At 57.3% G+C, this 22,031-nt stretch carries 23 protein-coding genes and 1 other annotated feature; of the genes, 20 read left to right on the top strand and 3 right to left on the bottom strand.

From position 1 onward, the window contains the following. Positions 1-50: 50 nt before the first annotated feature. Both crcB (NZD89_RS10390) and crcB (NZD89_RS10395) read right to left on the bottom strand, forming a co-directional pair. Positions 51-425, bottom strand: a complete 375-nt coding sequence (crcB, locus tag NZD89_RS10390) for a fluoride efflux transporter CrcB (RefSeq protein ID WP_268007652.1) — start codon at positions 423-425, stop codon at positions 51-53. Beyond that, positions 422-832, bottom strand: a complete 411-nt coding sequence (gene crcB / locus NZD89_RS10395) for a fluoride efflux transporter CrcB (protein ID WP_268007653.1) — start codon at positions 830-832, stop codon at positions 422-424. Before crcB (NZD89_RS10395) ends, crcB (NZD89_RS10390) begins: the two co-directional genes overlap by 4 nt. Before the next feature lie 242 nt (positions 833-1,074). Between crcB (NZD89_RS10395) and NZD89_RS10400 the strand changes: the two genes are divergently transcribed. The 17 genes from NZD89_RS10400 to NZD89_RS10480 all read left to right on the top strand — a co-directional run bounded on the left by NZD89_RS10400 (position 1,075) and on the right by NZD89_RS10480 (position 17,560). Further along, on the top strand, positions 1,075-1,872 hold the full coding sequence (locus tag NZD89_RS10400; RefSeq protein ID WP_268007654.1) for an HNH endonuclease signature motif containing protein: 798 nt from the start codon (positions 1,075-1,077) through the stop codon (positions 1,870-1,872). Between the two features lie 211 nt (positions 1,873-2,083). Then, positions 2,084-3,148, top strand: coding sequence for an AI-2E family transporter (locus NZD89_RS10405; protein ID WP_268007655.1), 1,065 nt, complete (start codon positions 2,084-2,086; stop codon positions 3,146-3,148). A gap of 81 nt (positions 3,149-3,229) precedes the next feature. Further along, positions 3,230-3,448: a binding site (T-box leader), on the top strand. Positions 3,449-3,494: 46 nt separating this feature from the next. Further along, entirely contained in the window at positions 3,495-6,137 is a 2,643-nt protein-coding gene (gene alaS, locus NZD89_RS10410) for an alanine--tRNA ligase (RefSeq protein ID WP_268007657.1), read from the top strand. Between the two features lie 59 nt (positions 6,138-6,196). Next, positions 6,197-6,475 (top strand): IreB family regulatory phosphoprotein, encoded by a 279-nt coding sequence (locus NZD89_RS10415; RefSeq protein WP_371826291.1) that lies wholly within the window; start codon positions 6,197-6,199, stop codon positions 6,473-6,475. 16 nt (positions 6,476-6,491) lie between these two features. Further along, positions 6,492-6,869, top strand: a complete 378-nt coding sequence (ruvX, locus tag NZD89_RS10420) for a Holliday junction resolvase RuvX (RefSeq protein ID WP_268007658.1) — start codon at positions 6,492-6,494, stop codon at positions 6,867-6,869. After that, positions 6,814-8,013 (top strand): endolytic transglycosylase MltG, encoded by a 1,200-nt coding sequence (mltG, locus tag NZD89_RS10425; RefSeq protein WP_268007659.1) that lies wholly within the window; start codon positions 6,814-6,816, stop codon positions 8,011-8,013. Before ruvX ends, mltG begins: the two co-directional genes overlap by 56 nt. 75 nt (positions 8,014-8,088) lie before the next feature. Further along, a complete protein-coding gene (locus NZD89_RS10430) occupies positions 8,089-9,579 on the top strand; it encodes a penicillin-binding transpeptidase domain-containing protein (RefSeq protein WP_268007660.1) in 1,491 nt (496 codons plus the stop codon). A gap of 104 nt (positions 9,580-9,683) precedes the next feature. Then, on the top strand, positions 9,684-10,832 hold the full coding sequence (locus NZD89_RS10435; protein ID WP_268007661.1) for a sensor histidine kinase: 1,149 nt from the start codon (positions 9,684-9,686) through the stop codon (positions 10,830-10,832). Next, a complete protein-coding gene (locus NZD89_RS10440; RefSeq protein ID WP_268008454.1) occupies positions 10,832-11,497 on the top strand; it encodes a response regulator in 666 nt (221 codons plus the stop codon). The genes NZD89_RS10435 and NZD89_RS10440 overlap by 1 nt, the downstream gene beginning before the upstream one ends. A gap of 177 nt (positions 11,498-11,674) precedes the next feature. After that, on the top strand, positions 11,675-12,415 hold the full coding sequence (gene sigK, locus NZD89_RS10445) for an RNA polymerase sporulation sigma factor SigK (protein ID WP_268007662.1): 741 nt from the start codon (positions 11,675-11,677) through the stop codon (positions 12,413-12,415). Positions 12,416-12,632: 217 nt separating this feature from the next. After that, entirely contained in the window at positions 12,633-13,163 is a 531-nt protein-coding gene (locus tag NZD89_RS10450) for a YqeG family HAD IIIA-type phosphatase (protein WP_268007663.1), read from the top strand. 4 nt (positions 13,164-13,167) lie between these two features. Continuing rightward, entirely contained in the window at positions 13,168-14,364 is a 1,197-nt protein-coding gene (gene yqeH / locus NZD89_RS10455; protein ID WP_268007664.1) for a ribosome biogenesis GTPase YqeH, read from the top strand. Next, on the top strand, positions 14,361-15,209 hold the full coding sequence (gene aroE / locus NZD89_RS10460) for a shikimate dehydrogenase (RefSeq protein WP_268007665.1): 849 nt from the start codon (positions 14,361-14,363) through the stop codon (positions 15,207-15,209). Before yqeH ends, aroE begins: the two co-directional genes overlap by 4 nt. After that, positions 15,202-15,870: a nicotinate (nicotinamide) nucleotide adenylyltransferase gene (nadD, locus tag NZD89_RS10465; RefSeq protein WP_268007666.1), complete on the top strand. Its 669-nt coding sequence runs from the start codon at positions 15,202-15,204 to the stop codon at positions 15,868-15,870. The genes aroE and nadD overlap by 8 nt, the downstream gene beginning before the upstream one ends. Before the next feature lie 22 nt (positions 15,871-15,892). After that, positions 15,893-16,453, top strand: a complete 561-nt coding sequence (yqeK, locus tag NZD89_RS10470) for a bis(5'-nucleosyl)-tetraphosphatase (symmetrical) YqeK (protein ID WP_268007667.1) — start codon at positions 15,893-15,895, stop codon at positions 16,451-16,453. A 28-nt stretch (positions 16,454-16,481) separates the two neighbouring features. After that, positions 16,482-16,844, top strand: coding sequence for a ribosome silencing factor (gene rsfS / locus NZD89_RS10475; RefSeq protein ID WP_431308600.1), 363 nt, complete (start codon positions 16,482-16,484; stop codon positions 16,842-16,844). Continuing rightward, a complete protein-coding gene (locus NZD89_RS10480) occupies positions 16,841-17,560 on the top strand; it encodes a class I SAM-dependent DNA methyltransferase (protein WP_268007668.1) in 720 nt (239 codons plus the stop codon). Before rsfS ends, NZD89_RS10480 begins: the two co-directional genes overlap by 4 nt. A gap of 33 nt (positions 17,561-17,593) precedes the next feature. On the opposite strand, the gene mntR is transcribed toward NZD89_RS10480, so the two are convergent. Next, entirely contained in the window at positions 17,594-18,025 is a 432-nt protein-coding gene (gene mntR, locus NZD89_RS10485) for a transcriptional regulator MntR (protein WP_268008456.1), read from the bottom strand. 220 nt (positions 18,026-18,245) lie between these two features. On the opposite strand from mntR, the gene NZD89_RS10490 reads away from it, so the two are divergent. The 3 genes from NZD89_RS10490 (at position 18,246) to NZD89_RS10500 (ending at position 21,957) form a co-directional block, all read left to right on the top strand. Continuing rightward, entirely contained in the window at positions 18,246-19,082 is an 837-nt protein-coding gene (locus NZD89_RS10490) for a ComEA family DNA-binding protein (RefSeq protein WP_268007669.1), read from the top strand. Next, on the top strand, positions 19,079-20,662 hold the full coding sequence (locus NZD89_RS10495; protein WP_268007670.1) for a ComEC/Rec2 family competence protein: 1,584 nt from the start codon (positions 19,079-19,081) through the stop codon (positions 20,660-20,662). The genes NZD89_RS10490 and NZD89_RS10495 overlap by 4 nt, the downstream gene beginning before the upstream one ends. Positions 20,663-20,775: 113 nt before the next feature. After that, complete coding sequence (locus NZD89_RS10500; protein WP_268007671.1) at positions 20,776-21,957, top strand: NAD(P)/FAD-dependent oxidoreductase; 1,182 nt, start codon at positions 20,776-20,778, stop codon at positions 21,955-21,957. Positions 21,958-22,031 lie beyond the last annotated feature (74 nt).

Genomic DNA, 22,031 nt, shown 5'->3' on the forward strand with positions numbered 1-22,031 from the left:
GCGGCCCTTTTTGTGCTACGGCGGGCAGCATCTAGTGTATGACGAGTTTCCTACCGAGCGGGGAGGCCGTAGAGTCCGAGTGCGGATGCCGCAAAGCCGCCGAGGCATGAGACGGCGATGTACACCAGTGCGGTGATCTCTCGTTGTTCTCGAAACAGGCTCACCGCTTCGTAGGAAAACGTCGAGAATGTCGTGTACGCCCCGCACACGCCGACGCCAAATAGCAGCATGGGCGCGGAACCCAGGGCTGGAAAGTACGCGTTTAAGTCCCGCGTGAACCATCCGAGTAGAAAAGACCCGGTTACGTTGATGAGTAGAGTCGGGAAGGGGAAGTTAACGTCAAAGTGGTCGTTGACGAAGCGTGAGACTTGGAATCGCAGCAGTGCCCCGATGATGCCGCCGATGCCGACCAATAACCAGTTCACCGTGCCATGCCCCCACTTCTGCGCTCGTACCAGCTCATTTGAAACTGGGCAACGCGGTAGCCAACATACGAGAGGAGGAGACCTCCGATGACGGACAGGAGAATGTAGCCGAGCGATTGCAGGACTTGTCCATTTTGATAGAGCTTCCAGGCGTCGACCGTGAACGTGGAGAAAGTCGTGAATGCCCCGATAAGACCTGTCCCAATCGCGAGACGGACGTTTGGATGAATGGGCAATGCGACCGACGACACGGTGTTGAGCCAGCCGAGCACCAGACACCCGGACCAATTTGTAAGCAAGGTCGCGATGTTCAGTCCATTCCACGTCCCCAACCACTCACTGACGCCATAACGCAGGATGGCGCCAAAAAAACCACCGATTGCCACGGCGAAATAGGCCATTGTCATGAGGCCTCCTTCCTCTTGCGCCGAACCCGAAGCGGCGATGTACACAGGCGCGACGACGGCCTGTCCAAAGGTTTCCTCAAGTATAGAGAAGTGACGAGATGGTCGTAAAGGGCTGTGAGGAGAATGCCGGAGCCATTGCTTAATAAGAGGGGGTTTTTTCCGAACCTTGCGGGGAATCTTACGCATAGTCTCGGGACGGGGTGCGCCGTGCGAGGAGTGCTTCACGAAGAGCCATTTCGGATTTGCCCTTTGAGGAGGAAGCAGAACTGAGAAACAGATATGTGCAATTGCCGGGCGGGGATTATGTGCTGTACGCGCCTCGCGTCATCAGAGGATGTCGACAAGCCAGCGCCGAGGTACCGTTTTACGTCAGCGCGTCCGACTTAGAGCGGGTGGCAGCATGGGATGGGACCTGGACGGCCAACTGGAGCCGATCCGGCACCTTGCCATCCATCGCGGGTTGTTCCGGCGAGATGGAGGTTACAGGCACCATGAGGCGCAGGGGCGTGAAACTCCATCGCTGGATTTACGAGGGTCGCAACGGGACTGTACCTGCTGGTTTCGTCTTGAGTTACTGGAACCACAACCCCGTGGACAACCGTTGGGACAATTTGCGCTTGTCCCCTTCGCGTGAGACAGGGCGGCGGGAGAAGCATGAGAAACCGGCGTTTGATGCGAGTGGTTTGACAGTTACAGGCATTCAACAGGAGGGACAGCGCAAACGGGATTTGTTTGGCGAAACGGCGTACTTCGGCAGCATTTTGCTCGTCCGCTACCGACCTCACGCGCCGACGGAATCCGTCGATGAGCGACTGTACATGGAGTGGGATTATCGTATCGCGCACATGCTTCTCATCGAGGAACGGCCACGTCAGGAAATATACAACCAACTGATCACGCTCAAGATGACGCGCGAACAAATTGACGGCGCGGGGCTCCACATGGAGTCGTATGACGAGTTAAAGCCGAAAATCGACTTGCATCTCAAGCGCATCCTCCAGCGCCTCTGGTGGACGCCCACTTTTCTCGATCCCGCCTGACTGTCACAATTTCTCGGACAGTCAAGGCAGGTACGAAAGTCGGGCGACACGAGCGCTCCCCGGCCGTTTGGTGCACCCCCTAGACCACGATTTCCCGCGACCGGATAAATGAGGCGCCGCGTGATTGCATATACTGTGAACAACTTGTACTGGTTGTCCGACGTCCGAAGCATCCAGCGGACAGCCGATGGTCTGTGGAGGAGGTCGCACCATGTGGCCCACGAGCCGTTATTTTCGGGCGACGCTGTCCATTTTTTTGACGTTGCTGTGCATTTATTTAATCGGGCTCCTACGCGGTTTCTTCTCGGATATCTGGGCGGTATTGAGCGCGGTCATCTACCCGTTTCTAGCGTCGCTCATCGTGAGTTACGTCCTCCAGCCACTCGTCGAATTGCTCGCGCGCCGTCGCGTTCCGCGGGGTGCCGCCATTCTCCTGATCTATTTTACGTTTGTGCTGCTCGTGGTCGTCGCTGTGCTCAATGCGGTCCCTGTCATTACGAAACAGGTGACGCAGTTGGTGGCCAACATGCCGGGGATGGTCGTGCAGGTGAACCACTGGATCGACATGGTTAACGCACACAAACAGTATTTGCCCGACACGGTGCGCATCGGCGTGGAAAACGCTCTGAACCAAGTGGAGCGCAACTTGACACAATCGGTATCGGGCGTATTTTCCTTTATTTCGGGCGCCGTGAACATCGCCTTCATCGCCGCATTGGTGCCGTTTTTGGTGTTCTACATGCTCAAGGATGGCCGGTCTATCGGCCGCGACGCCGTGCGGTTGGTACCGAAGGCGCGGCGGGAGCAGATGCAAGAATTGATGGTCAGCGTGGACCACACGCTAGGGAGCTACATCCGAGGGCAGTTTCTCGTGATGCTGGCACTCGGCGTCTTGGCCTTCGCCGGCTATTTGATCGTGGGCATGCCGTACGCTCTTCTGTTGGCTATCTTTTTGGCGTTTGCTGACATCATACCGTACTTGGGGCCGTTTATTGGGGCGGCTCCAGCGGTGTTCTTGGCGATGACGGTCAGCCCTGCCATGGTCATCAAGGTGCTGATTGTCAACGTCATCGTGCAGCAGTGTGAAGGAAATCTCATCTCACCGCAGATCATGGGGAGGACGCTCAAGTTGCACCCAATGGCCATTGTCGCCGCCCTGCTCGTCGGCGGGGAACTTGGCGGACTGCTCGGACTCATTGTGGCGATTCCCTTGCTCGCGGTGCTGAAAGTGGTGTGGGTCAACATTCAAGAGGAGCGGCACAAATCGCAGACCTGAGCAGTCAGGTCGCCCGTTTGTTCGAAAATCCGCGCATGGATTTGACAGTCTTCTCGCGAAACCGATAAAATACAGGCACGAATGAAAGCGATGCGGAAAACGAGTACGTCGATTCTACTTTGTTCAGAGAGGGTGCCCTTGGCTGAGAGGCATCTCAAGGTGGGCGGCCGAAGCTACTTTCCAAGCGCGTGACAAAACCACGCCGGGGTTCGCCCGTTACTGCGATTGTGAGGGACAGCGTCTCGATAGCTTCGACGCTGTAACCAGGGTGGTACCGCGAGCACAACTCTCGTCCCTGTCGGGATGAGGGTTTTTTTGTGTTTATCGCAATAAGGAGGACATTGACGTGAAGCCTTTATCTGGTCAACAAATTCGCCGGCTGTATAAGGAGTTTTTCGCCGAGCGTGGGCACAGCATCTTCCCCAGTGCGAGCTTGGTGCCGCACGACGATCCGACGCTGCTCTGGATCAACGCCGGTATGGCGCCGCTCAAACCTTACTTCGACGGCCGTGAGATCCCTGAGAACCCGCGGATTGTCAACTCACAAAAGTGTATCCGCACCAACGACATCGAGGAAGTGGGTCAAACCGCAAGGCACCAGACGTTCTTCGAGATGCTCGGCAACTTTTCGTTTGGCGATTACTTTAAACAGGAAGCCATCACCTGGGCGTGGGCGTTTCTGACGGAAGTTTTGGAGCTCGATGGAACGCGACTGTCTGTCACCATCCACGAAAATGACGACGAGGCGTTCGACATCTGGCACAATCGCGTCGGACTGCCAGAAAACCGAATCTATCGCGGGTCGGAAGACAACTTTTGGGAGATCGGTGAAGGTCCATGCGGTCCGTGCTCGGAGATCTTTTACGATCGCGGTGAACAATTTGGTTGTGGCGCGAGCGACTGCCAGCCAGGCTGCGATTGTGACCGGTTCCTCGAGATTTGGAACCTCGTGTTTACGCAGTACAACAAGGGTGCCGATGGGGAATACACGCCCTTGCCGAAGAAGAACATCGATACGGGCAGCGGTCTTGAGCGCCTAGCCTCCGTCCTTCAGGACGTTCCAAACAATTTCGAGACGGATTTGTTCCGACCGATTATCGATAAGACCGGTGAAATTTCCGGGAGAGCATACAAAGAGCGCTCGGAAGACGACGTGCACTTCAAAATTGTCGCGGACCACCTGCGCACGGTGGCGTTTGCCATCGGCGATGGCGTGCTTCCAGGCAACGAGGGCCGCAGTTACATCATCCGTCGCCTATTGCGCCGTGCAGTCCGCAGCGGCCGTCGCCTAGGCATCGAAAAGCCGTTCATGTATCGGCTCGTCGACGTGGTGGACGAGGTCATGGGTGCAGACTATCCAGAGATCCGCGAGAAGCGGGAATTGATTTCTCGCGTCATCAAAACCGAAGAAGAGCGGTTCCACGAGACGTTGACCGAAGGGGAAGCGCTGCTCGCCGACCGTATAGCGGCTCTGAAGGACAAAGGGGAGACCGTTATCTCTGGAGCGGACGCTTTCAAACTGTACGACACGTACGGTTTTCCGATCGACTTGACGATTGAAATCGCCAGTGAGTCAGGTTTCACCGTGAATCGCGAGGGGTTCGACAAGGAACTCGAACAACAGCGGGAGCGCGCGCGGGCGGCTCGTCAGACCATCGAGGGGATGAGTAGTCAACGTGGTGTGCTGGAGGCGTTTACGACCCCATCGACGTTTGTCGGCTATGGGCAGTTGACCACGGACGCACAGATCATCGGGTTGGTTCGAGATGGCGACTGGATTGACGGCGCTGGCGTAGGCGACGAGGTTCAACTGATTCTGGACACGACGCCGTTTTACGCAGAGAGTGGCGGTCAGGTCGCGGATAAAGGGGAACTGGTCGGACCGATGGGGCGAGCGGACGTACTCGAGGTGAAAAAGGCTCCGCACGGCCAAACCGTCCATACGGTGCGGGTCGTCGACGGGACGTTGCACACGAACGACACCGTGCGCGCCACAGTCGATGGTTCGCTTCGCAAGGACACCATCAAGAACCACACGGCCACGCACTTGTTGCACAAGGCCTTGCGGGAAGTGCTAGGCACACACGTGGCACAGGCAGGATCGCTGGTCGAGCCGGATCGACTGAGGTTCGACTTCTCGCACTTTGGCCCGCTCACAGACGAGGAGCTTCGCGATGTGGAGCAGCGCGTGAACGCGGCGATTTGGCGCGATTACGAAGTGGCCATTGAAGAGATGGACATCGATGCGGCTAAGGCCTTGGGGGCGATGGCGCTGTTCGGTGAGAAGTACGGTCAGCGCGTGCGCGTCGTGCAGGCTGGCGACTATAGCATCGAGCTCTGTGGCGGATGTCACGTCGAACGGACTGGCCTCATTGGCCAATTCCTGATTGTGTCGGAGACGGGCATCGGCTCTGGAACGCGCCGAATTGAGGCGGTGACCGGTCGTCACGCCTACGCACGCGTGACAGAGAAGCAAGGGGTTATCGACCGCGCGGCAGAGTTGTTAAAGGCCAATGAGGCAAACCTGGTCGATCGGATTCAGAAGACACTGGACGATATAAAACAGCTCGAGCGCGAACTCGATTCCGCGAAGGCGCGGTTAAACCACGCCCGGGTCGGAGAGTTGAAAGACCGCGTAGAGATGATTGCCGGCGTCCCGGTCACGCGTGCGGCGTTGTCCGACGTGGACATGGATGGCTTGCGTCAACTGGCCGATGAATTGCGGGCCGACAAGTCTTCGTACATTGTTGTGCTAGGTTCGGTGCACAATGAAAGAGTGCAATTTGTGGCAGCAGTCTCGAAAGACCTGCAAGGGCGCGGGTTTCATGCAGGGCAAATCGTCAAGGCCATAGCCGCTGTAGCGGGTGGCGGCGGTGGCGGCCGTCCAGATATGGCACAAGCAGGTGCAAAGGACCCTGATAAACTGCAGGCGGCGATCGAAAAAATTGAGGAGATTGTCACGTCTGTCGCAGGAAACTCGGGGGTTTAAAGAGAAGAAGGACAATCGGAAGTATAGCGTCCTTTGACGCACTAGCGAGGTGGCGCACTTTGACCAGCCGCGATTTTGACAAGACGATGCGGTTTGAGACAAAATCTGAGAACGCCGAGGCGCGCCAAGCATTTCAGGTAGCATATCGCGCGCTGAAGGAAAAAGGGTACAATCCGATTTACCAAATCGCAGGGTATCTCATCTCTGGGGACCCGGCGTACATCACGAGCCATCTTGATGCGCGCAATACCATCCGACGGATTGAGCGCGACGACTTGATTGAAGAACTCGTGCGCGCTTACGCCGCACTCCATGGCGATGCGGATACTAGCAGTTGATTACGGAGAGCGCCGAGTGGGCTTGGCGCTCTCAGATCCGATGGGCTTTTTGGCGAGTGCGCTCAAGGTGATTCAGCGGCAATCGGACAAGCAAGTGGCCGCAGACATCCAGTCGGTTGTGCGCGAGTACGAAGTCGACCACATCGTGCTCGGCCACCCCATCACCTTGGCGGGGGAAGTCGGAAAAAAGGCACAGCACGTGGAGCGATTTCGGGCCCTCTTGGCCAACCTGGTCAGCGTACCGGTGGAGTTGTTTGACGAGCGGCTGACCACGGTGAGTGCGCAGCGTGTACTCCTCGAGGCCGATGTCAGTCGAAAGAAGCGCAAGGAAGTCGTGGATGCCGTTGCGGCAACCATTCTTCTACAACACTATCTCGACGCGAAGTCGCACTGAGCCGCATTGGCTCGGTGCGACCGCTTTGTACGGGGTAAACCCGTCCTTACGCGGGAGGCGAAACAATCTGGGAAACAGCAACAAAAGAAGTCGCAAGTTGACCACAGTCGCCATCAGTATTGTCATTTGTGCTGTGGTCGTCGTCATCGGCGCGTTCATCTGGTATCAGCGGGCCTTATCGCCCGTCTCCAGCCAGTCGAAGACGCAGGATGTAGTCGTGTCACGCGGTGAATCCGCGCGGGAAGTCGCCGATGATCTCCGTCAAAAGGGACTGATCCGCAGTCAGACTGCGTTTCTATATTTCTATCGTGGACATCATGGCGTATCGGGTATTCAGGCCGGTAAATACGCACTGGCACCGGATATGAAACCGTCGCAAATCCTGGCTGTTTTGACCCACGGAGAAGTGGTATCCGACGCCATCAGCGTGACCATTCCGGAAGGGTACAACGTTCAGGACATCGCCACCAAGTTGCAGGAGCAGGGAATCTGTAGTTCGTCCGCTTTCCTCAACGCCGTTCGCGGCGGATCGTTTAAGGAACCGTTTCTGGCTCAGTTGGCCGATCGAAAAGGCGTTCGTTATCGGTTGGAGGGATTTCTGTTCCCGGACACCTATCAATTTCAACCAAACGAGCCTGCTGCAGATGTGGTCAACGAGATGCTTCAGGACTTTCAGGACCGCGTCTTGACATCCTCGAATGTGGCTCTGATGAAAGCTGATCACCTGTCGCTGAACCAGTTGATCACGGAAGCTTCGCTGGTGGAAAATGAAGCGCAGGTCAATCAGGAGCGGCCGCTCATCGCGAGCGTGATCGACAACCGTCTGAAGGCAGGCATGAAGCTGCAAATCGACTCGACAGTGGACTACGCACTCGGCCATCACGTGGATGTCGTAACCGACGCAGATCTAGTGGAGGCGAAAGGTCCATACAATACGTACCTCGTTGCTGGACTGCCGCCAGGCCCCATCGACAGCCCAGGTTTATTGAGCATCGAGGCCGTGTTGAAACCGGCGCACACCGACTATATGTACTATGTTGCAAAAGGCGATGGAAGTGGCGAACACTACTTCTCAAAGACGTATTCAGAGCAACTGCACAATGAGGCATTGCGGGCTGAGAATTTGCGAAAGGCGACCAAATAAGCAAAGCTCGACGTGCAATAGTCCAGTATATGGTGAACAGGCATGGGCAACCTACCCTTAAGGAGTATGGTAGCCGTGCACAATACGCAAGTGCGAGTGGGTCGTCTCATCACACTGTATATCCTGTTTGTGATCATTGGCGCCGTCCTGTTAGGGCGGCTTTTTCTGTTGATGTTATTTCCACGTGTATCCGACACAGGCGATGGGCGAGTCGTGCGCGTGCCACGCTGGCAACTCGACGAAGAGCACTTTCACCTGCAACTGACCAGTGATGCTCGTGGGTGGATAGAGTTTCAAAATGGCCACCGTTGGCTATCCCGGCGGCTGATAGGACAGACGGGCGGGAAGCCTTTGTCGCCCGCTGTGGTGGCACCTGAAATCGTGGGTTCCATCGGCCTGCCGGACATCTGGCCGAGTCGCGACAAGGTGGTGGCGGAACAAGGCAGATCTGGGCTCGAATACACGTTTGATCCCATCTTGTCGGGGCGCCGCCCAGGGGTGACCGGCCACGTCGTCGCGGCTAAGGTTGCGAACGGAACTGCGGTCCATGGCCTACCTGCTACCGCTTTCACTCTGACGCCCATCCGCGGCAAAAACGTCGTTACGACGATCGACGAATCGCGCCAACGTCTGGCCGAATCGCTGTTACAGAAAACGGGCGCCAGACACGCGAGCATCGTCAGCATTTCGCTGCGAAGTGACGACATCGGCGTTCTCGCGTCGGCGGACCACGAATCTAGCGATGCGCTGCGGGCTATCGCGCCCGGATCTATCTTTAAGCTGGTGACAGCCGCAGCGGCGCTCGAGACGCATACATATCTCTCGAACGCCCGCTTCACGTGCCGCGGGCTGATCCGCGTTCCTCATGTTGACATGCATTGCTGGCGCGTTCATGGCCAGTTGTCGCTGCGTGAGGCTATCGCACAATCCTGCGACGTCACGTTTGCGACGATTGGCATAAAGCTCGGACGAATGCCGATGCTGGTGCAGGCGCAGCGATTTGGCATCCTCGAGTCGGGCATAGCACCGTACGACGGCCGCGAGGTCATCGCCAATGCCACTGCGGGCGCCGTGTACAAGCAGTCAGGAGCCGACTTGGGATTGCTGGCGAACACGGCTATCGGGCAGGAGGACGTTCGGATGAGTCCCCTTCAGGGTGCCGTGCTCGCGGCCACCATCGCGATGGGTGGCGAACATCACCGCGCGAGGCTTGTCAAGGGGTTTACGGACGACTCGGGGCGCTTTACACCGCTGTACCCAGACGCGCGCGACACGGTCGGCCTGCGGGCCTGTTCTGGTTTTACGGCATCCGTTCTTCGCGACGGCATGTGGGTGGCAGTCCACCGCAGAGAGGGGACAGCCTACGCGCTACACCGCTTTCCAATCGTGGCTAAAACCGGTACCGCTGAGTTGCCAAACGGGCACGTCAACGCCTGGCTCATCGGTTATCAGATGCACGAAGGCACGCCTGTTTCGGCCTTTTCCGTCTGTGTCGCCGATGAACCGAGCTGGCTTGCGCACAAGCACCTGTATCAACTGGCCACTGCGTGGTTTAAGTCACTGTGAGTCGCCCGCGCAAACCTATCGAACGATAGATGCGGGTTGGCACAAGTCTGGGCTAAGATAGGCACACGGATAATAGGAAAGCCGTACAGGGGAAACGACATACCATGAGAATGTTCGGGTTTGGTCAGCCGGAGACCGTTACGCGTCGACTCATCGCGACGGTCGTGATCTTTTTTGTCTACTCGCATTCCATCCACGGCTCCATCACCATTCGCGCCACGGTGTACCTGATGCTCCTCGTCGAGTGTGTGATCATCTGGTTGCCAAACGACGCGGTGCGGCGCTGGCACATGGTAGCGGGCGTGGGTATGTCATTTGTACCGGTCGCCGTGATGGTGTTCTTGGGGGTTCCCTTCGCGGCCGCCTCGCAACTTCTCTGGCCCGTCGCGGGCTGGGTGGCGTTGTGCCAGCGCGATAAGGACGTCGTCGCCACGGTCCTGTATGTGACGGTGGCCATCGTGATCGTCGTCGGGTTCGCTCGGACGGTGCCGACGTACGGGTTCGTCTCGGAGTTCATCGGCCTCGTCGCGATGTACTTTGGCATCCGGGCCGGCCGCTTGCGCCGCCTCGAACACGACCGCCTCGTCCGCGCGCACCAAGAGCTCGAACAGGCGACGCTGGAAACGATGAAACACGCGACGATGGAAGAGCGGATGCGAATCGCGAGAGACATGCACGACGGGGTGGGGCACCAGTTGACGTCGCTCATCGTCCAACTGCAGGCGACGCAGTTTGCCATCGCAAACGGCGACCAAAACGCCAAAACCATGACGTCCGACGCCTTGGCGACGGCGCGCAGCGCCTTGCAGGAGTTGCGGGAAGTGGTACGGCGGTTCGAGTCGAGCGACGAGCACTTGACTGTGTCCGCCTTTGAAGCGCTCCTTCGCAGCTTTCAAAGGACCAGCGCCGTGGAATGTCGGTATGACATACAGCGCGTCATCGACAGACTGCCTTCTAAGGTAGCCACGTGCCTCTACCGCGTGCTTCAGGAGTCGCTCACGAACGTCGCTCGCCACGCAGGAGCATCTGTCGTCGAAGTGGAACTATGCGAACAGAACGGTCACGCGAACCTCAGCGTGCGCGATGACGGCCGCTTGACCGACGTGTCAACATTGACGTTCGGATTTGGTCTGCGCGCCATGCAAACTCGCGTCCGCGACATGGGTGGTTCGTTTGCGTTAGAGCGCACGGGAAGTCACGGGTTGACCCTCGAGGTTCGGGTTCCCGTAAGGCAACAGGAGGCGTCGACTTGATGGATTGCGGCCAGGAAAGGCAGATACGCGTGTTCATTGCGGACGACCAGGACATGATTGTTCAAGGACTCCGCTATATCGTCGACGCACAATCGGATATGACCGTCGTGGGCGTGGCGCAAGACGGCGAGCGTGCGCTGTCGCAATTGCAACTGGGGGTGGCGGATGTGGCGCTCGTCGACATTCGCATGCCGAAGTTGACTGGCATCGAGGTCGCAGAGCAGTTGAATTCGCGGCAGACCTGTTGCAAGGTGATCCTCCTCACCACCTTCGATCACGCCGAATACGTCCAAGAAGGCATCCGCGCGGGGGCCGTGGGCTTTTTGCTCAAGGACTCCCCGACCGAACAGCTCTTAGACGGCATTCGTCGAGCCGCGAGCGGCGAGGTGTTCTACCTCACGGCGAATGCGCAGGGAGCGCTCGCGACTCTCTATACCGTAGGCGAGCCCAAGCAGCCGCTGACGCTTCTCGAACCTCTGACGGATCGAGAACGGGATGTGCTGCAGTGCATGGCGCAGGGGATGCGCAACCAGGAAATTGCCGAGCAGATGTGCGTCTCGGTGGGGACTGTGAAGACACATGTGCACAGGATCCTGCAAAAGATGGGCGCAGAGGACAGGACCCAGGCGGTGGTTTGGGCCATTCGCGGTGGTCTCGTCAACTGAACATGGGTTTCAGGCGCATCGGTGCAATGCGGCCGGGCGGTTTTTAACGGGCGGGCCGTTCAGGTTCTGCCTCTTCCTAGGCGAATTCGCCATCGTGTCGCGAAGGCAGATTCAGTGTCCACGCTGCATAAATTAGGCCGAAGTCATTGCCAAGACGCACGACGGAGGTGGCGTAATTTGTCCGGCATATTGGCACTGCTCGCACTCGTCTTGAAGGACGTCTCGGTATTCGTCTCGTATGTGAAAAACGGTGCGTTCCCGAAACCGCTCTCTGCAGCAGAGGAGCGCGATGCGCTGGACGACCTGGCCAAGGGCAGTGAATCCGCGCGCAATTTACTGATTGAACACAACCTTCGGCTGGTGGCACATCTTGTGAAAAAGTATGAGACGTCCGGGGAAGATCCGGATGACCTGATTTCCATCGGCACGATTGGGCTCATCAAAGCGGTCGAGAGTTACAAACAGGGCAAGGGTACAAAGCTCGCCACGTATGCGGCCCGGTGCATTGACAACGAGATTCTGATGTATTTGCGAAGCACCAGGAAGCACCGGCGGGATGCCTTTCTGTCGGATCCGATTGGCACCGACAAGGACGGAAACGAGATGACGCTCGCAGATTTGTTGGGCTCCGACCCGGATGAGGTCATCGACGTAGTCGACTTCACTTGGGAGAAACAGAAGATGTATGAAAGCCTACCCGTTTTGGCCGATAGAGAGCGAGAGGTCCTCTGCAAGCGGTTCGGCTTGCCCAACGGTGAGGAGCGCACGCAACGCGAGATCGCGGCGGAACTTGGGATTTCTCGGTCCTACGTGTCCCGCATCGAACATCGAGCCTTGACAAAACTGTACGACAACATGCGCGCTCCAGCTCGTAAGAGTGCCTCGGTCCGAGACGTTCCGTCACGGCGGCGCAAATGATGTGTGAACCACAACCGCGCACGTGTATGATCGTGTCAGTGATTAGCACAAAGGCAATGGCTCCAAGGCGGCCGTGAATGGGCCGCCTTTTTGGCGTACACTAGGCATAGTTTCCACCCTGTGCTATCATGGTCTACCGCATAGCTGACTTTGATTGTGTCGGGAACGTGTGTGGCACAAGGGATTCGAGCAAGCTGAAAAGAATCGGGTGACTGCTGTGAGTTGGTTGGAAACGTTGATGCCAGATGAATACGTGGCCTCTATTTACGAAATCGATTTGGAACGCCTGTGGGGACGAGGTATTCGACTCATTCTCACGGATCTCGACAACACGCTCGTACCTTGGAATCAGCCAACGGTACCGGAGTCGCTGACCAAGTGGTTGAAACAGGCACACGACCGAGGATTTCACGTGTGTATCGTCTCCAACAACACCAGTGGTCGCGTTCTGGAGTTCGCACAGCTGTCGGGGCTCCCGGCTGTCGGTGCCGCGAAAAAGCCGAAGCCAATCGGGTTTCAGCAGGCTTTGGACCGATTTCAGATGGATGCGAAACAGGCGGTTATGGTGGGAGATCAACTGTTTACCGATATTCGAGGCGGGAATCGTTTGGGGATGTATACCGTATTAGTACTCCCCATCGAACCAAACGAGTGGTGGGGCACACGGATGGTCCGGAACCTCGAACGCGTGACCATGCCGCTCCTTTGCGCGCGCGGATTACAACGCCCCAATTCACTTCGGAGGTGAGGGTATGAGTCAAGAACAACACGAGGCCGTCTGCGTCGGCTGCGGGTCTCCATTGCAATCGCAGGACGAACAGGCGCCGGGATTTGTCCCAAACAGCGCGATCGGCAAAGCGAATGTGCAGTGCCGGCGCTGTTTTCGAATTCGCAACTACGGTGAATTTTTACCCGTGCAAGTCAGTGAGCGCGCCTACCAGGAGCAAGTCGCACAGATCTTCGACAACCCTGGGCTCGTCTTGTACGTCATCGACGTGTTCGATTTGAGTGGGAGTTTGGTTCCCAATTTGGCCCGATTCGTGATGAACAGCGAAGTGGTCGTCGTCGTCAACAAAGTGGACTTGCTGCCGAAGGGGATCCACTATGAAGCCCTGTCGGATTGGATATTGGAACAAGTTCGCGCGACGCGCGTGGAGGCCAAGGAGGTTCTGTTTGTCAGCGCCGCGAGCACTGAGGGGATGGATCAATTAATCCATCGCGTCGGCGACGTGACGGACAAGCCGATCTACGTCGTCGGCATGGCCAACACTGGAAAATCCACGCTGCTCAACGCAATCGCGAAGCGATTTGAAGTGCAAAACGACCCGTATACCGTGTCGCGGCGCCCAGGGACCACGTTGGCGTTGTCGAAGTTCCAGGTAGAGGGACCCACTGGCCCGCTTACCTTTGTCGACACGCCAGGACTGGTTCACGGTACGCGGGTGATCGACAGGCTGTGCGCAGATTGCCTAAAGCGAGCGGTGCCCGACGCGCGCATCCGGCCGAAGGTGTATCAGCTGAATCCCGAGCAGACGTTGTTTCTCGGCGGATTTGCGCGCCTCGACTTTGAAGCCGGCGTTCGCCAGCCTATCGTGTTATACATAAGCAACCAGCTACCTGTCCATCGCTCCAAGTTGGAGCGTGCCGAAATCATCTGGGAACAGCATCGGGACGACATATTACAAGTACCGTGCACAGAATGTCGTACGTCGTTCGACGACCTGAAAGCCCACCCGATTCAGTCGACGCGAACGGGTCAGCGCGTTCCGAACGGAACCATCCCAGTGTCTGGACGGGGGCGGGACATCGTCATCCCTGGCCTCGGCTGGATCACGCTGTCAGGCGCCACGTTTCGCGGTCGACTCTGGTTGCCTAGCTGGTTAGACCCGGCCTTGCGACCGCGGCTCGTGGGCGACTTGACCCGCTCGAGAGAAGGGTTCTCCTCATGAGACTGTTTGGACTTCTCGGCTACCCGGTCGGACACTCGGCGTCACCCGCCATGATGAACGCGGCGTTTCAGGCGGACGGCAAGGCGGCGGTGTACGTTCCATTCGCTGTGGCGCCGGAGCAAGTTCGAGACGCCTTCACGGGCCTCGCCGCGCTCGGAGCCGTCGGCGTGAATGTCACGGTTCCACACAAAGTCGCAGCCTATGAGTGGACAGATGTACATACGCCAGAGGCACAGCGGATTGGAGCGGTCAATACCATTCGCTTTTCGACGGAAGGCGCGATTGGGCATAATACGGATGTCTCTGGTTGGTGGCGTTCTATCGAGCAACACGTGACAGGGGCTTCTCCGAACTTTGCAGTCATCGGGGCCGGCGGTGCAGCAATGGCGATTTTGGCCGCGATTGCAACGCATCGCAAGGCGTCTGTGGTGCGCGTGATCGCACGCCGTGAAACGGCCGTCGCACAGCTTCAACAGCGGTTTGAGTCCTCGCTCACAATCGATTACGCCCCGTGGGACAAGCGGCACCAGGTCGTGTCGGAATCGGACGTCATCGTGCAGACGACGCCGATGGGGATGTGGCCAGATACGGCTCGTTCGCCCATCGAGGACCCTTCTGTCTTTTCGGAGGGGATGGTGGTTCAAGACATCGTGTACCGCCCGCGCGAGACGCGCTTTGCCAAAGTCGCCAAGGCGGGGGGGGCGAAGGTCATCGACGGCGCTGGCATGCTGGTTTATCAAGGGGTGGACGCCTACGAATGGTGGCTCGGCCACGCGGCGCCCGTCGACGTCATGTTCCAAGCGGTCAATGCCCACCTCGCGCAGGAGCAGTTGGAACATGAGTGACGTAAGGGTGTGTTATACTGTGGACGACAGTGGAACCACTTTCCAACGGCCGAGTGCCTTGCCAGATATAAGCGCCCGCCGCGTTCTCTTGTTTGGTGGCACGTTCGATCCGCCCCACGTCGGGCACCTGGCCATGGCACAGCTGGCTTTGGAGCAGACAGGCGTGGACGAAGTCTGGTTTTTGCCGTCCCCCAGTCCACCGCACAAGGCGGACATCGGAGATGATACGTTCTCGTGGCGTCTAAAAATGGTCGAGACGCTATTGGATGGGCGTCCAGGACTTCGCGCAGTGCCTTTGGAATCGTTCTTACCGCGGCCATCGTACAGCGTCGACACCGTGCGCGCGTGTCAAAATTGGTATACACAAACGCAATTTTTCTTTTTATTGGGAACCGATAGCCTAGCACAATTACCCACCTGGCACGGCGCTGAAGAACTTTCGCAGCGCATCGCATTTTATGTAGCACGGCGCAGCGGTCACCCCTTTGCCGCCACGCTCGACGCGGTGCAGTCGGTGTTGTCGGACGTCCGTGCCACGGCCATAGAGATGCCGCTTCTCGACGTCTCGTCGACGTGGATTCGGGAGCGACTCGAAAAGCGCCTTGACGTTTTCGGATTGGTACCGCCATTGGTACTTGATGTGTGGAATGCCGGCCCGTGAGCGGGCAAATGGGAGGCAGACAATGGAACTGTCCCAACTGATACACGATGTCAAAGATTCTCTAACGCCGCATCGGTTCCACCATGTCGAAGGCGTTGTTCAGGCCTCGATAGACCTTGCAAAGCAATATGGCGTCAATGCGGAACAAGCTGAAATTGCCGCTTGGTTGCATGATATTGCGAGAGAGTGGTCCTGGGAAAAGCTCCGCGTGGCCTCACAGACGATAGAAGTCCCGCCAGGGTTTGCCACCATTCCGACGCTCTTGCATGGACCTATTGGCGCGCATATTGGCAAGACGCACTATGGCATCGACGACGAGCTGATCTTGGATGCCGTGCGCTATCACACAACCGGCCGGCCCGACATGACCGCGCTCGATATGGTTCTGTTCGTGGCCGACGCAATTGAGCCAGGGCGTGATTATGCTGGCGTAGATCAGATTCGCCAGGCGGCGCGGCGAAGCTTGGAATGGGCCGTGAGGCTCAGTATCGATAATACGATTCGGTTCTTAGTGGATGCAGGAAAACCCTTGTTTCCGTTGACGGTACTCACGAGAAACGACCTCATCATGCGTTCCGAATAACCTGTGGTGAACTTAAGGAGGCGTGTGCATGCAAATGAATGAAGTGGAGCGCATTGCTCAGGCTGCTGCGAATGCGGCGCAGGACAAAAAGGCGACAGACGTGGTCGTCATGAACGTCCATACGCTGACACCCATGGCGGATTTTTTTGTCGTGTGTTCAGCCAATTCCCGCCCACAAGTCGAGGCTGTTGCGAGGGCAATCCGAGACGAGTTACACGATTTGGGCGTGAATTGTAAGGGTGTTGAGGGGATGGATGAAGCGCGCTGGGTGCTGCTCGACTTCGGGGATATCGTAGTGCATGTATTTAGGCCGGAGGACCGTGAATTTTATCATATCGAACGCTTGTGGGGAGAAGCGGACGTCTATTCTGTCGGTGAGTCTTCGACGTGAAGGCGTACGACGAGTTTGCCACCGTCTACGATGTGTTTATGGCGGACGCACCGTACGACGAGTGGATGGAGATCCTGCAATCGAGCTGGCAGCTTTCGGCGCTCGACGTGGCTGACGTAGGGTGTGGCACCGGCATTTTGACCGTGCCACTCTCTACTGCGGCACGGACCTGCATCGGTGTGGACGCGTCGGAGACGATGCTCGCAAAGGCCCAAGAGCGTGCGTTCGAAATGCGGTCACACGTAAACTTTTTATGTCAAGATCTGCGGGAGCTGCGGTTGCCTCGCCCGGTAGATCTGGTCGTGTCCACCTGTGACGTGATGAATTATCTCCCACTTGCCGATCTCCCTCGCGTGTTCGAAGGGATTCGCAGGTCGCTCACGCCGACAGGCGTTTTCGCGTTTGATATCATTGGTCCCAGGCGCGTGGCTGCACTTGCCGAGGGGTATTGGCACCAAATCGAGGACGATGCTGTGCTCTTACATGAGACGCGGGTGGTGGACCGGACGATTGAGCACGAGGTTCACGCCTTTATTCGACTCGACGACGGGTTGTACGAGCGAATTGAAGAGGAGCATCGGCAGTATTATCACGAAGAGGCGGAGATCACCGCTGTCCTTCGAGGCTGCGGTTTTCGGGTCGATTCCGTCCTAGCAGATTTTGCGCGGGAGCGAACCCAGGAAGCCGATAGGCTCATCTTCATCGCACAGGTGTAAGCGGCCTCTAGGGCATCATCGAGTGACGCCTTGTTACGAGCGGGCAATGGGGTCCTCGCTGGACGGCGACTCGGTGGCCTGAAACTGTAAGAAGGACTCCAGGGCCTTTGGGTTGGTGTTGAAAAAGACGACGAGCGCCTGTAGAGATTCTAATGTGCGAGGGCTTACGTGGTGTTCGATGCCCTCCACGTCCCGCTGAATGGTTTCCTCGGCGACACCGAGCATCCGCAAAAACTCCGCGAGCATGGCGTGTCGTTCTTTCATGAGTTTCCCCATTCGTTGACCTCTTGGCGTCAACACGATGCCCCGGTACTTTTCGTAACTCACGTATTCATTCTCATCTAACTTCTGCAACATCTTTGTCACCGAACTTGGTTGAACCGCGAGTGAACTAGCTATGTCGGAAACGCGCGCATAACCCTTGTCGTTCATGAGTTCGTAAATTTTCTCCAAATAGTCTTCCATACTGGGTGTGAGCACGCTTATAACCTCCAATTTCTTCTACATTGATTGTACACGACCTGCGAAATGAGCCGCAAACCTTTTGTCGATCTCTGTGTATTGTATTCACGCTTCCCCTGTTGCGTTTTCAAAGTTGCATACCCGATAACGGCCGGGAAACAGGCATTGGGCGCCATGCAGTTGAACATCTTCCCCAAGACTTGAAAGGGAGATGATCTCAACCGTGAGCAAACCGGCGAATCTGTGGTTGGTTGGGAAACATGGTGGCGACGAGTTGGCGGGCTGCGGCAGGAGGCCTTCGTGGCGAGATGGATTAAGTCGGTTCACAGCGTGGACACGGATTGGTCTGCCCGTCCTGCTGGTCGCTCTATTTGTGCTGATCGGCTGGCTGTACGGAAACGTCAGACAAGCCCGTGGCGTGGCGCCCGGGACAGGCCAAAACGCGCCTGTTCCCGCGCCGCCCAAAAGGACCTTTGGCATGCGGGCAAACGGAGGGGACGACCTGAAGGCTGGCGCACAAGACTCGAACACCATCCAGGTCGATGTCCACGGAGATGTCGTGCATCCAGGCGTAGTCACCGTCCCCTGGAACTCGCGGGTAGACGACGCCATTGAAGCGGCTGGCGGATTCCGCGACAAGGCCGACGCGATGGATGTCAACTCCGCAGCACTCGTGTGGGACGGCGAAGAAATTGACGTACCAGGTCAGATGGGTGCTCAGGCGCGTGCGATGACGTCGAGTCAGGTCGCGCGTGCCACCGAACAGTCCCTCGTACCGAGTCCTGAGGCAAACGGCGTGTCTGATGCTCCATCAGGTGAAGGGAAACCGCTTGTGACCGACAAGATCGACCTCAATACGGCCGATGAAGCGACGCTCGAGACGTTACCAAGAGTCGGGCCGAAACGGGCGGCGGATATCGTTGCGTACCGGCAGGCGCACGGACCATTCCAGTCCGTGTCGGATCTCTTGAACGTGAAGGGAATTGGGCCGAAAACGCTCTCTTTGTGGGCGCCGAATCTCTATGTGGCCTCCGCTCTGGCGCCAAAAGAAGACCGGTGAAACGACGGGTGATGGCGGTAAATACAGGCGCCTGGTTGGGCATATGTGCACTCGTGGCCGCACAGCACATATGCGTCTTTCAGTACCCGCGGTACCTGCTGATTGGCACCCTAACCTTCTGTTCCGTCCTTTGCTCTGCTATCGTCGCCACTTCGCGAATCCGTGCGATTCGACTCTGTGTCGGCTGCGTGATCGCCGTGTCCACAGGCCTGGCACTTGGATTGCTTCACAATGCTCGCGTATCTCCGTCCCCAACCGCGCCGCTTGGCGCGCCGACGCTTCTACGTGGTTCGGTCGAACACATCACGATGGAGCCACAGACTGCAATTTACACGATTTCCGTGGACGCTGACGGACCCGACGCGAACCACCGCTGTACGTATACCGCCTCTTGGTCTCCGTTCGCGCGCGTACCGGTTGCGATTGTCCCAGGCGAGCGCGTGCTCGTTCGCGGCATGTTCGTCGCTCGGCCTGTCCGGCAGCCGCTACAAGACTGGCTCTCCCCGATGTACGCGTTTCGCGGACAACTCGTGGCTGCAGAGCCCGCACGAGGACTTGCCAACGGCTCCAATGAATTGGAGCGGGCGCTTGCCAAAACCGTCCCCGAAGCGAAGCGGATGCTGGCGGACCTGGCTTTGTCGATGGTGGTGGGCCGCGCCGCGCCGCTTTCAGCGACGACGCAGACTTTGTTCCTCGACGCCGGCGTCACGCATCTATTAGCTGCCAGTGGGGCCAACGTCGTGCTCTGCCTCCGATTTGCCAGATTCGTGTGGCAGTGGGGCGTCAGGTGGTGGGGTGTGCGCTCACGAATCCTCCAAATTGCCTATGAGATCGGCGTGATTTGGGGGTTTGTATGCTTGTGCGGATGTGCGACACCGATTGCTCGCGCGGGGGTGTTCGCATCGTACACCGTACTGGCACGAGCTTGCGGTCGCCCTGTCGATGCACTCACTGCGCTGTCGGTGTCCACTCTCTTGTTTGCGCTCTGGTCTCCGCAAGCCGTTTCCAGCGTCAGTGGCGTGCTGTCCATCACAGCCGCGTTCGCCATGTGTCAAACGAGTGCGAATCGCATCGCAGATCCATTACAAGCGCTGCGGTCAGAGCGGCACTCATCCCTGCGGCGGTGGGGTGTGGCAAAGATACAAAGTGGCTTGGTGCACGTGTTTGAATTGATGTATGCAAGTGTGCTGATGGATGTATACATGATCCCACTCGTGTGGTGGTGGTTTGGTCAGTTGACCCCATATGGGGCACTGGCGACCGTAATCGTCGAGCCGATTCTCGTTCTTTTACTCCCTCTGACACTTCTGTGGTGTGTCACCTGTCTCGCCGATCTCGCTGTCCCTTGTCCTTGGCTATTAGCCATTTCACACCTACTTGGGCTAGCTGCGGTGGCGATGGTCAACGGCCTCTGTCATCTACTGCACCAGATTGTTCAATTCCCGTACAGTTTTGATGTCATGCCGGCGCTCCCTTTTTGGTTCATCTTGTCGTACTACGGATTTCTTTTCTTCATGCAATGGCAGCGACCGTTCGTACAATATATCTCGTATGTTTGCTCGCCAACTCGTGTAAAATAAAATGGGTTGTGCTATGATTGACTACTGGATAGAGCTTGGCGATTCAGGAGACGGATCGCTGGCTACATATGGAATGATAAAAATATGCTGTATAGAACTGGAGAGGACGAGCAATGAGTAAAATTGTGATTGTCGGTGCCGGTTATGCAGGGATGGCAGCAGCTGCTCATCTTGATAAAGCAGGCACGCCGTTCACCATCGTCAACAACCATGATTATCACTACCTGACCACCTTGTTGCACGAAGCAGCTGGCGGTCGCGGCCCTGGTGAAAACTATCGGGTGCCTATCAAGGAAGTTCTTCGCCAGGATTCGTCTCAGTTGGTGATCGATGAAATCACCGGTATCGACCGCGAAAAGAAGGTCGTCATCGGCAAGTCTGGCCAATATGAGTTCGATTACCTGATTTACGGCATGGGCTGGATTTCTGAGTACTTTGGTATCAAGGGTCTCAAGGAGAACAGCCTGAGTATCACCAACCTCGATACCGCTGTCCAGATTCGTGAGCACATCGAAAACGAATTTAAGGCATACGCCAACGACGGCGACAAGCGTCATCTTCGCATTGCACTCGGTGGTGCAGGGTTGACTGGCATCGAGTTGATGGGTGAGTTGTTGGAATATCTCCCAGAACTCTGTAAGTCTTTGAACATTTCGTTCTCGGAAGTCGATTTGCAGTGTATCGAAGCGATGCCTACGATTCTGCCGATGGTCGCCGCACATCTCCGTCCATACGTCATCGAAACGCTGACCAAAAAGGGCGGGAGGCTTCGCACCAACACGAAAATTATGGAGGTTACCCCAGGTGTTGTACACCTTGACGGTGGTGAAACCGTTGAGGCTGGCACCATCGTCTGGACGGGTGGCGTTCGCGCGAATCCGCTTCTCACCGATGCGGGCTTCAATGTCGACCGTCGCGGTCGCGGCAAGGTGAACAGCTTCCTGCAGTCTTCCGACGACGACCACATCTTTATCGTCGGCGACAGCGCATGGGCAGAAGACGAGAACGGCAAGCCGTTCCCACCGACCGCTCAGATGGCAGAACAGATGGGTGCACTCGCTGCGCATAACCTCCTGGGCTTGCTCAGCGGTCAACCGATGAAGAGCTTCAAGCCGCGCAATTGGGGTACGCTCTGCTCCTTGGGTTCGGACGTCGGCGTGGGCGATGCATTCGGAGTTCCAATTAAAGGTGTCACGGCAGCGCTCGCAAAAGAGGGCAGCAAGGCCAAGTACCTGTGGGAACTCGGCGGCATGCGCCTCGCGGGTAACCGCACGAAACAAATGATGCGCATCTAATTGGTCGACCCAATCGGTCACCTATTTCGATTTCATAGAGACGCCTCCTCGAGCCAGACAGGGTATACTGGTCA

It is taken from the genome of Alicyclobacillus fastidiosus (assembly GCF_026651875.1).
Taxonomy (GTDB): Bacteria; Bacillota; Bacilli; order Alicyclobacillales; family Alicyclobacillaceae; genus Alicyclobacillus; species Alicyclobacillus fastidiosus.

Coding starts and splice junctions, on each gene's coding strand:
- crcB (WP_268007653.1), bottom strand. CDS start 832: ATGACAATGGCCTATTTCGCCGTGGCAATCGGTGGTTTTTTTGGCGCC.
- NZD89_RS10405 (WP_268007655.1), top strand. CDS start 2,084: ATGTGGCCCACGAGCCGTTATTTTCGGGCGACGCTGTCCATTTTTTTG.
- mltG (WP_268007659.1), top strand. CDS start 6,814: ATGCCGTTGCGGCAACCATTCTTCTACAACACTATCTCGACGCGAAGT.
- NZD89_RS10435 (WP_268007661.1), top strand. CDS start 9,684: ATGAGAATGTTCGGGTTTGGTCAGCCGGAGACCGTTACGCGTCGACTC.
- NZD89_RS10440 (WP_268008454.1), top strand. CDS start 10,832: ATGGATTGCGGCCAGGAAAGGCAGATACGCGTGTTCATTGCGGACGAC.
- yqeH (WP_268007664.1), top strand. CDS start 13,168: ATGAGTCAAGAACAACACGAGGCCGTCTGCGTCGGCTGCGGGTCTCCA.
- aroE (WP_268007665.1), top strand. CDS start 14,361: ATGAGACTGTTTGGACTTCTCGGCTACCCGGTCGGACACTCGGCGTCA.
- nadD (WP_268007666.1), top strand. CDS start 15,202: ATGAGTGACGTAAGGGTGTGTTATACTGTGGACGACAGTGGAACCACT.
- yqeK (WP_268007667.1), top strand. CDS start 15,893: ATGGAACTGTCCCAACTGATACACGATGTCAAAGATTCTCTAACGCCG.
- rsfS (WP_431308600.1), top strand. CDS start 16,482: ATGCAAATGAATGAAGTGGAGCGCATTGCTCAGGCTGCTGCGAATGCG.
- mntR (WP_268008456.1), bottom strand. CDS start 18,025: ATGGAAGACTATTTGGAGAAAATTTACGAACTCATGAACGACAAGGGT.
- NZD89_RS10500 (WP_268007671.1), top strand. CDS start 20,776: ATGAGTAAAATTGTGATTGTCGGTGCCGGTTATGCAGGGATGGCAGCA.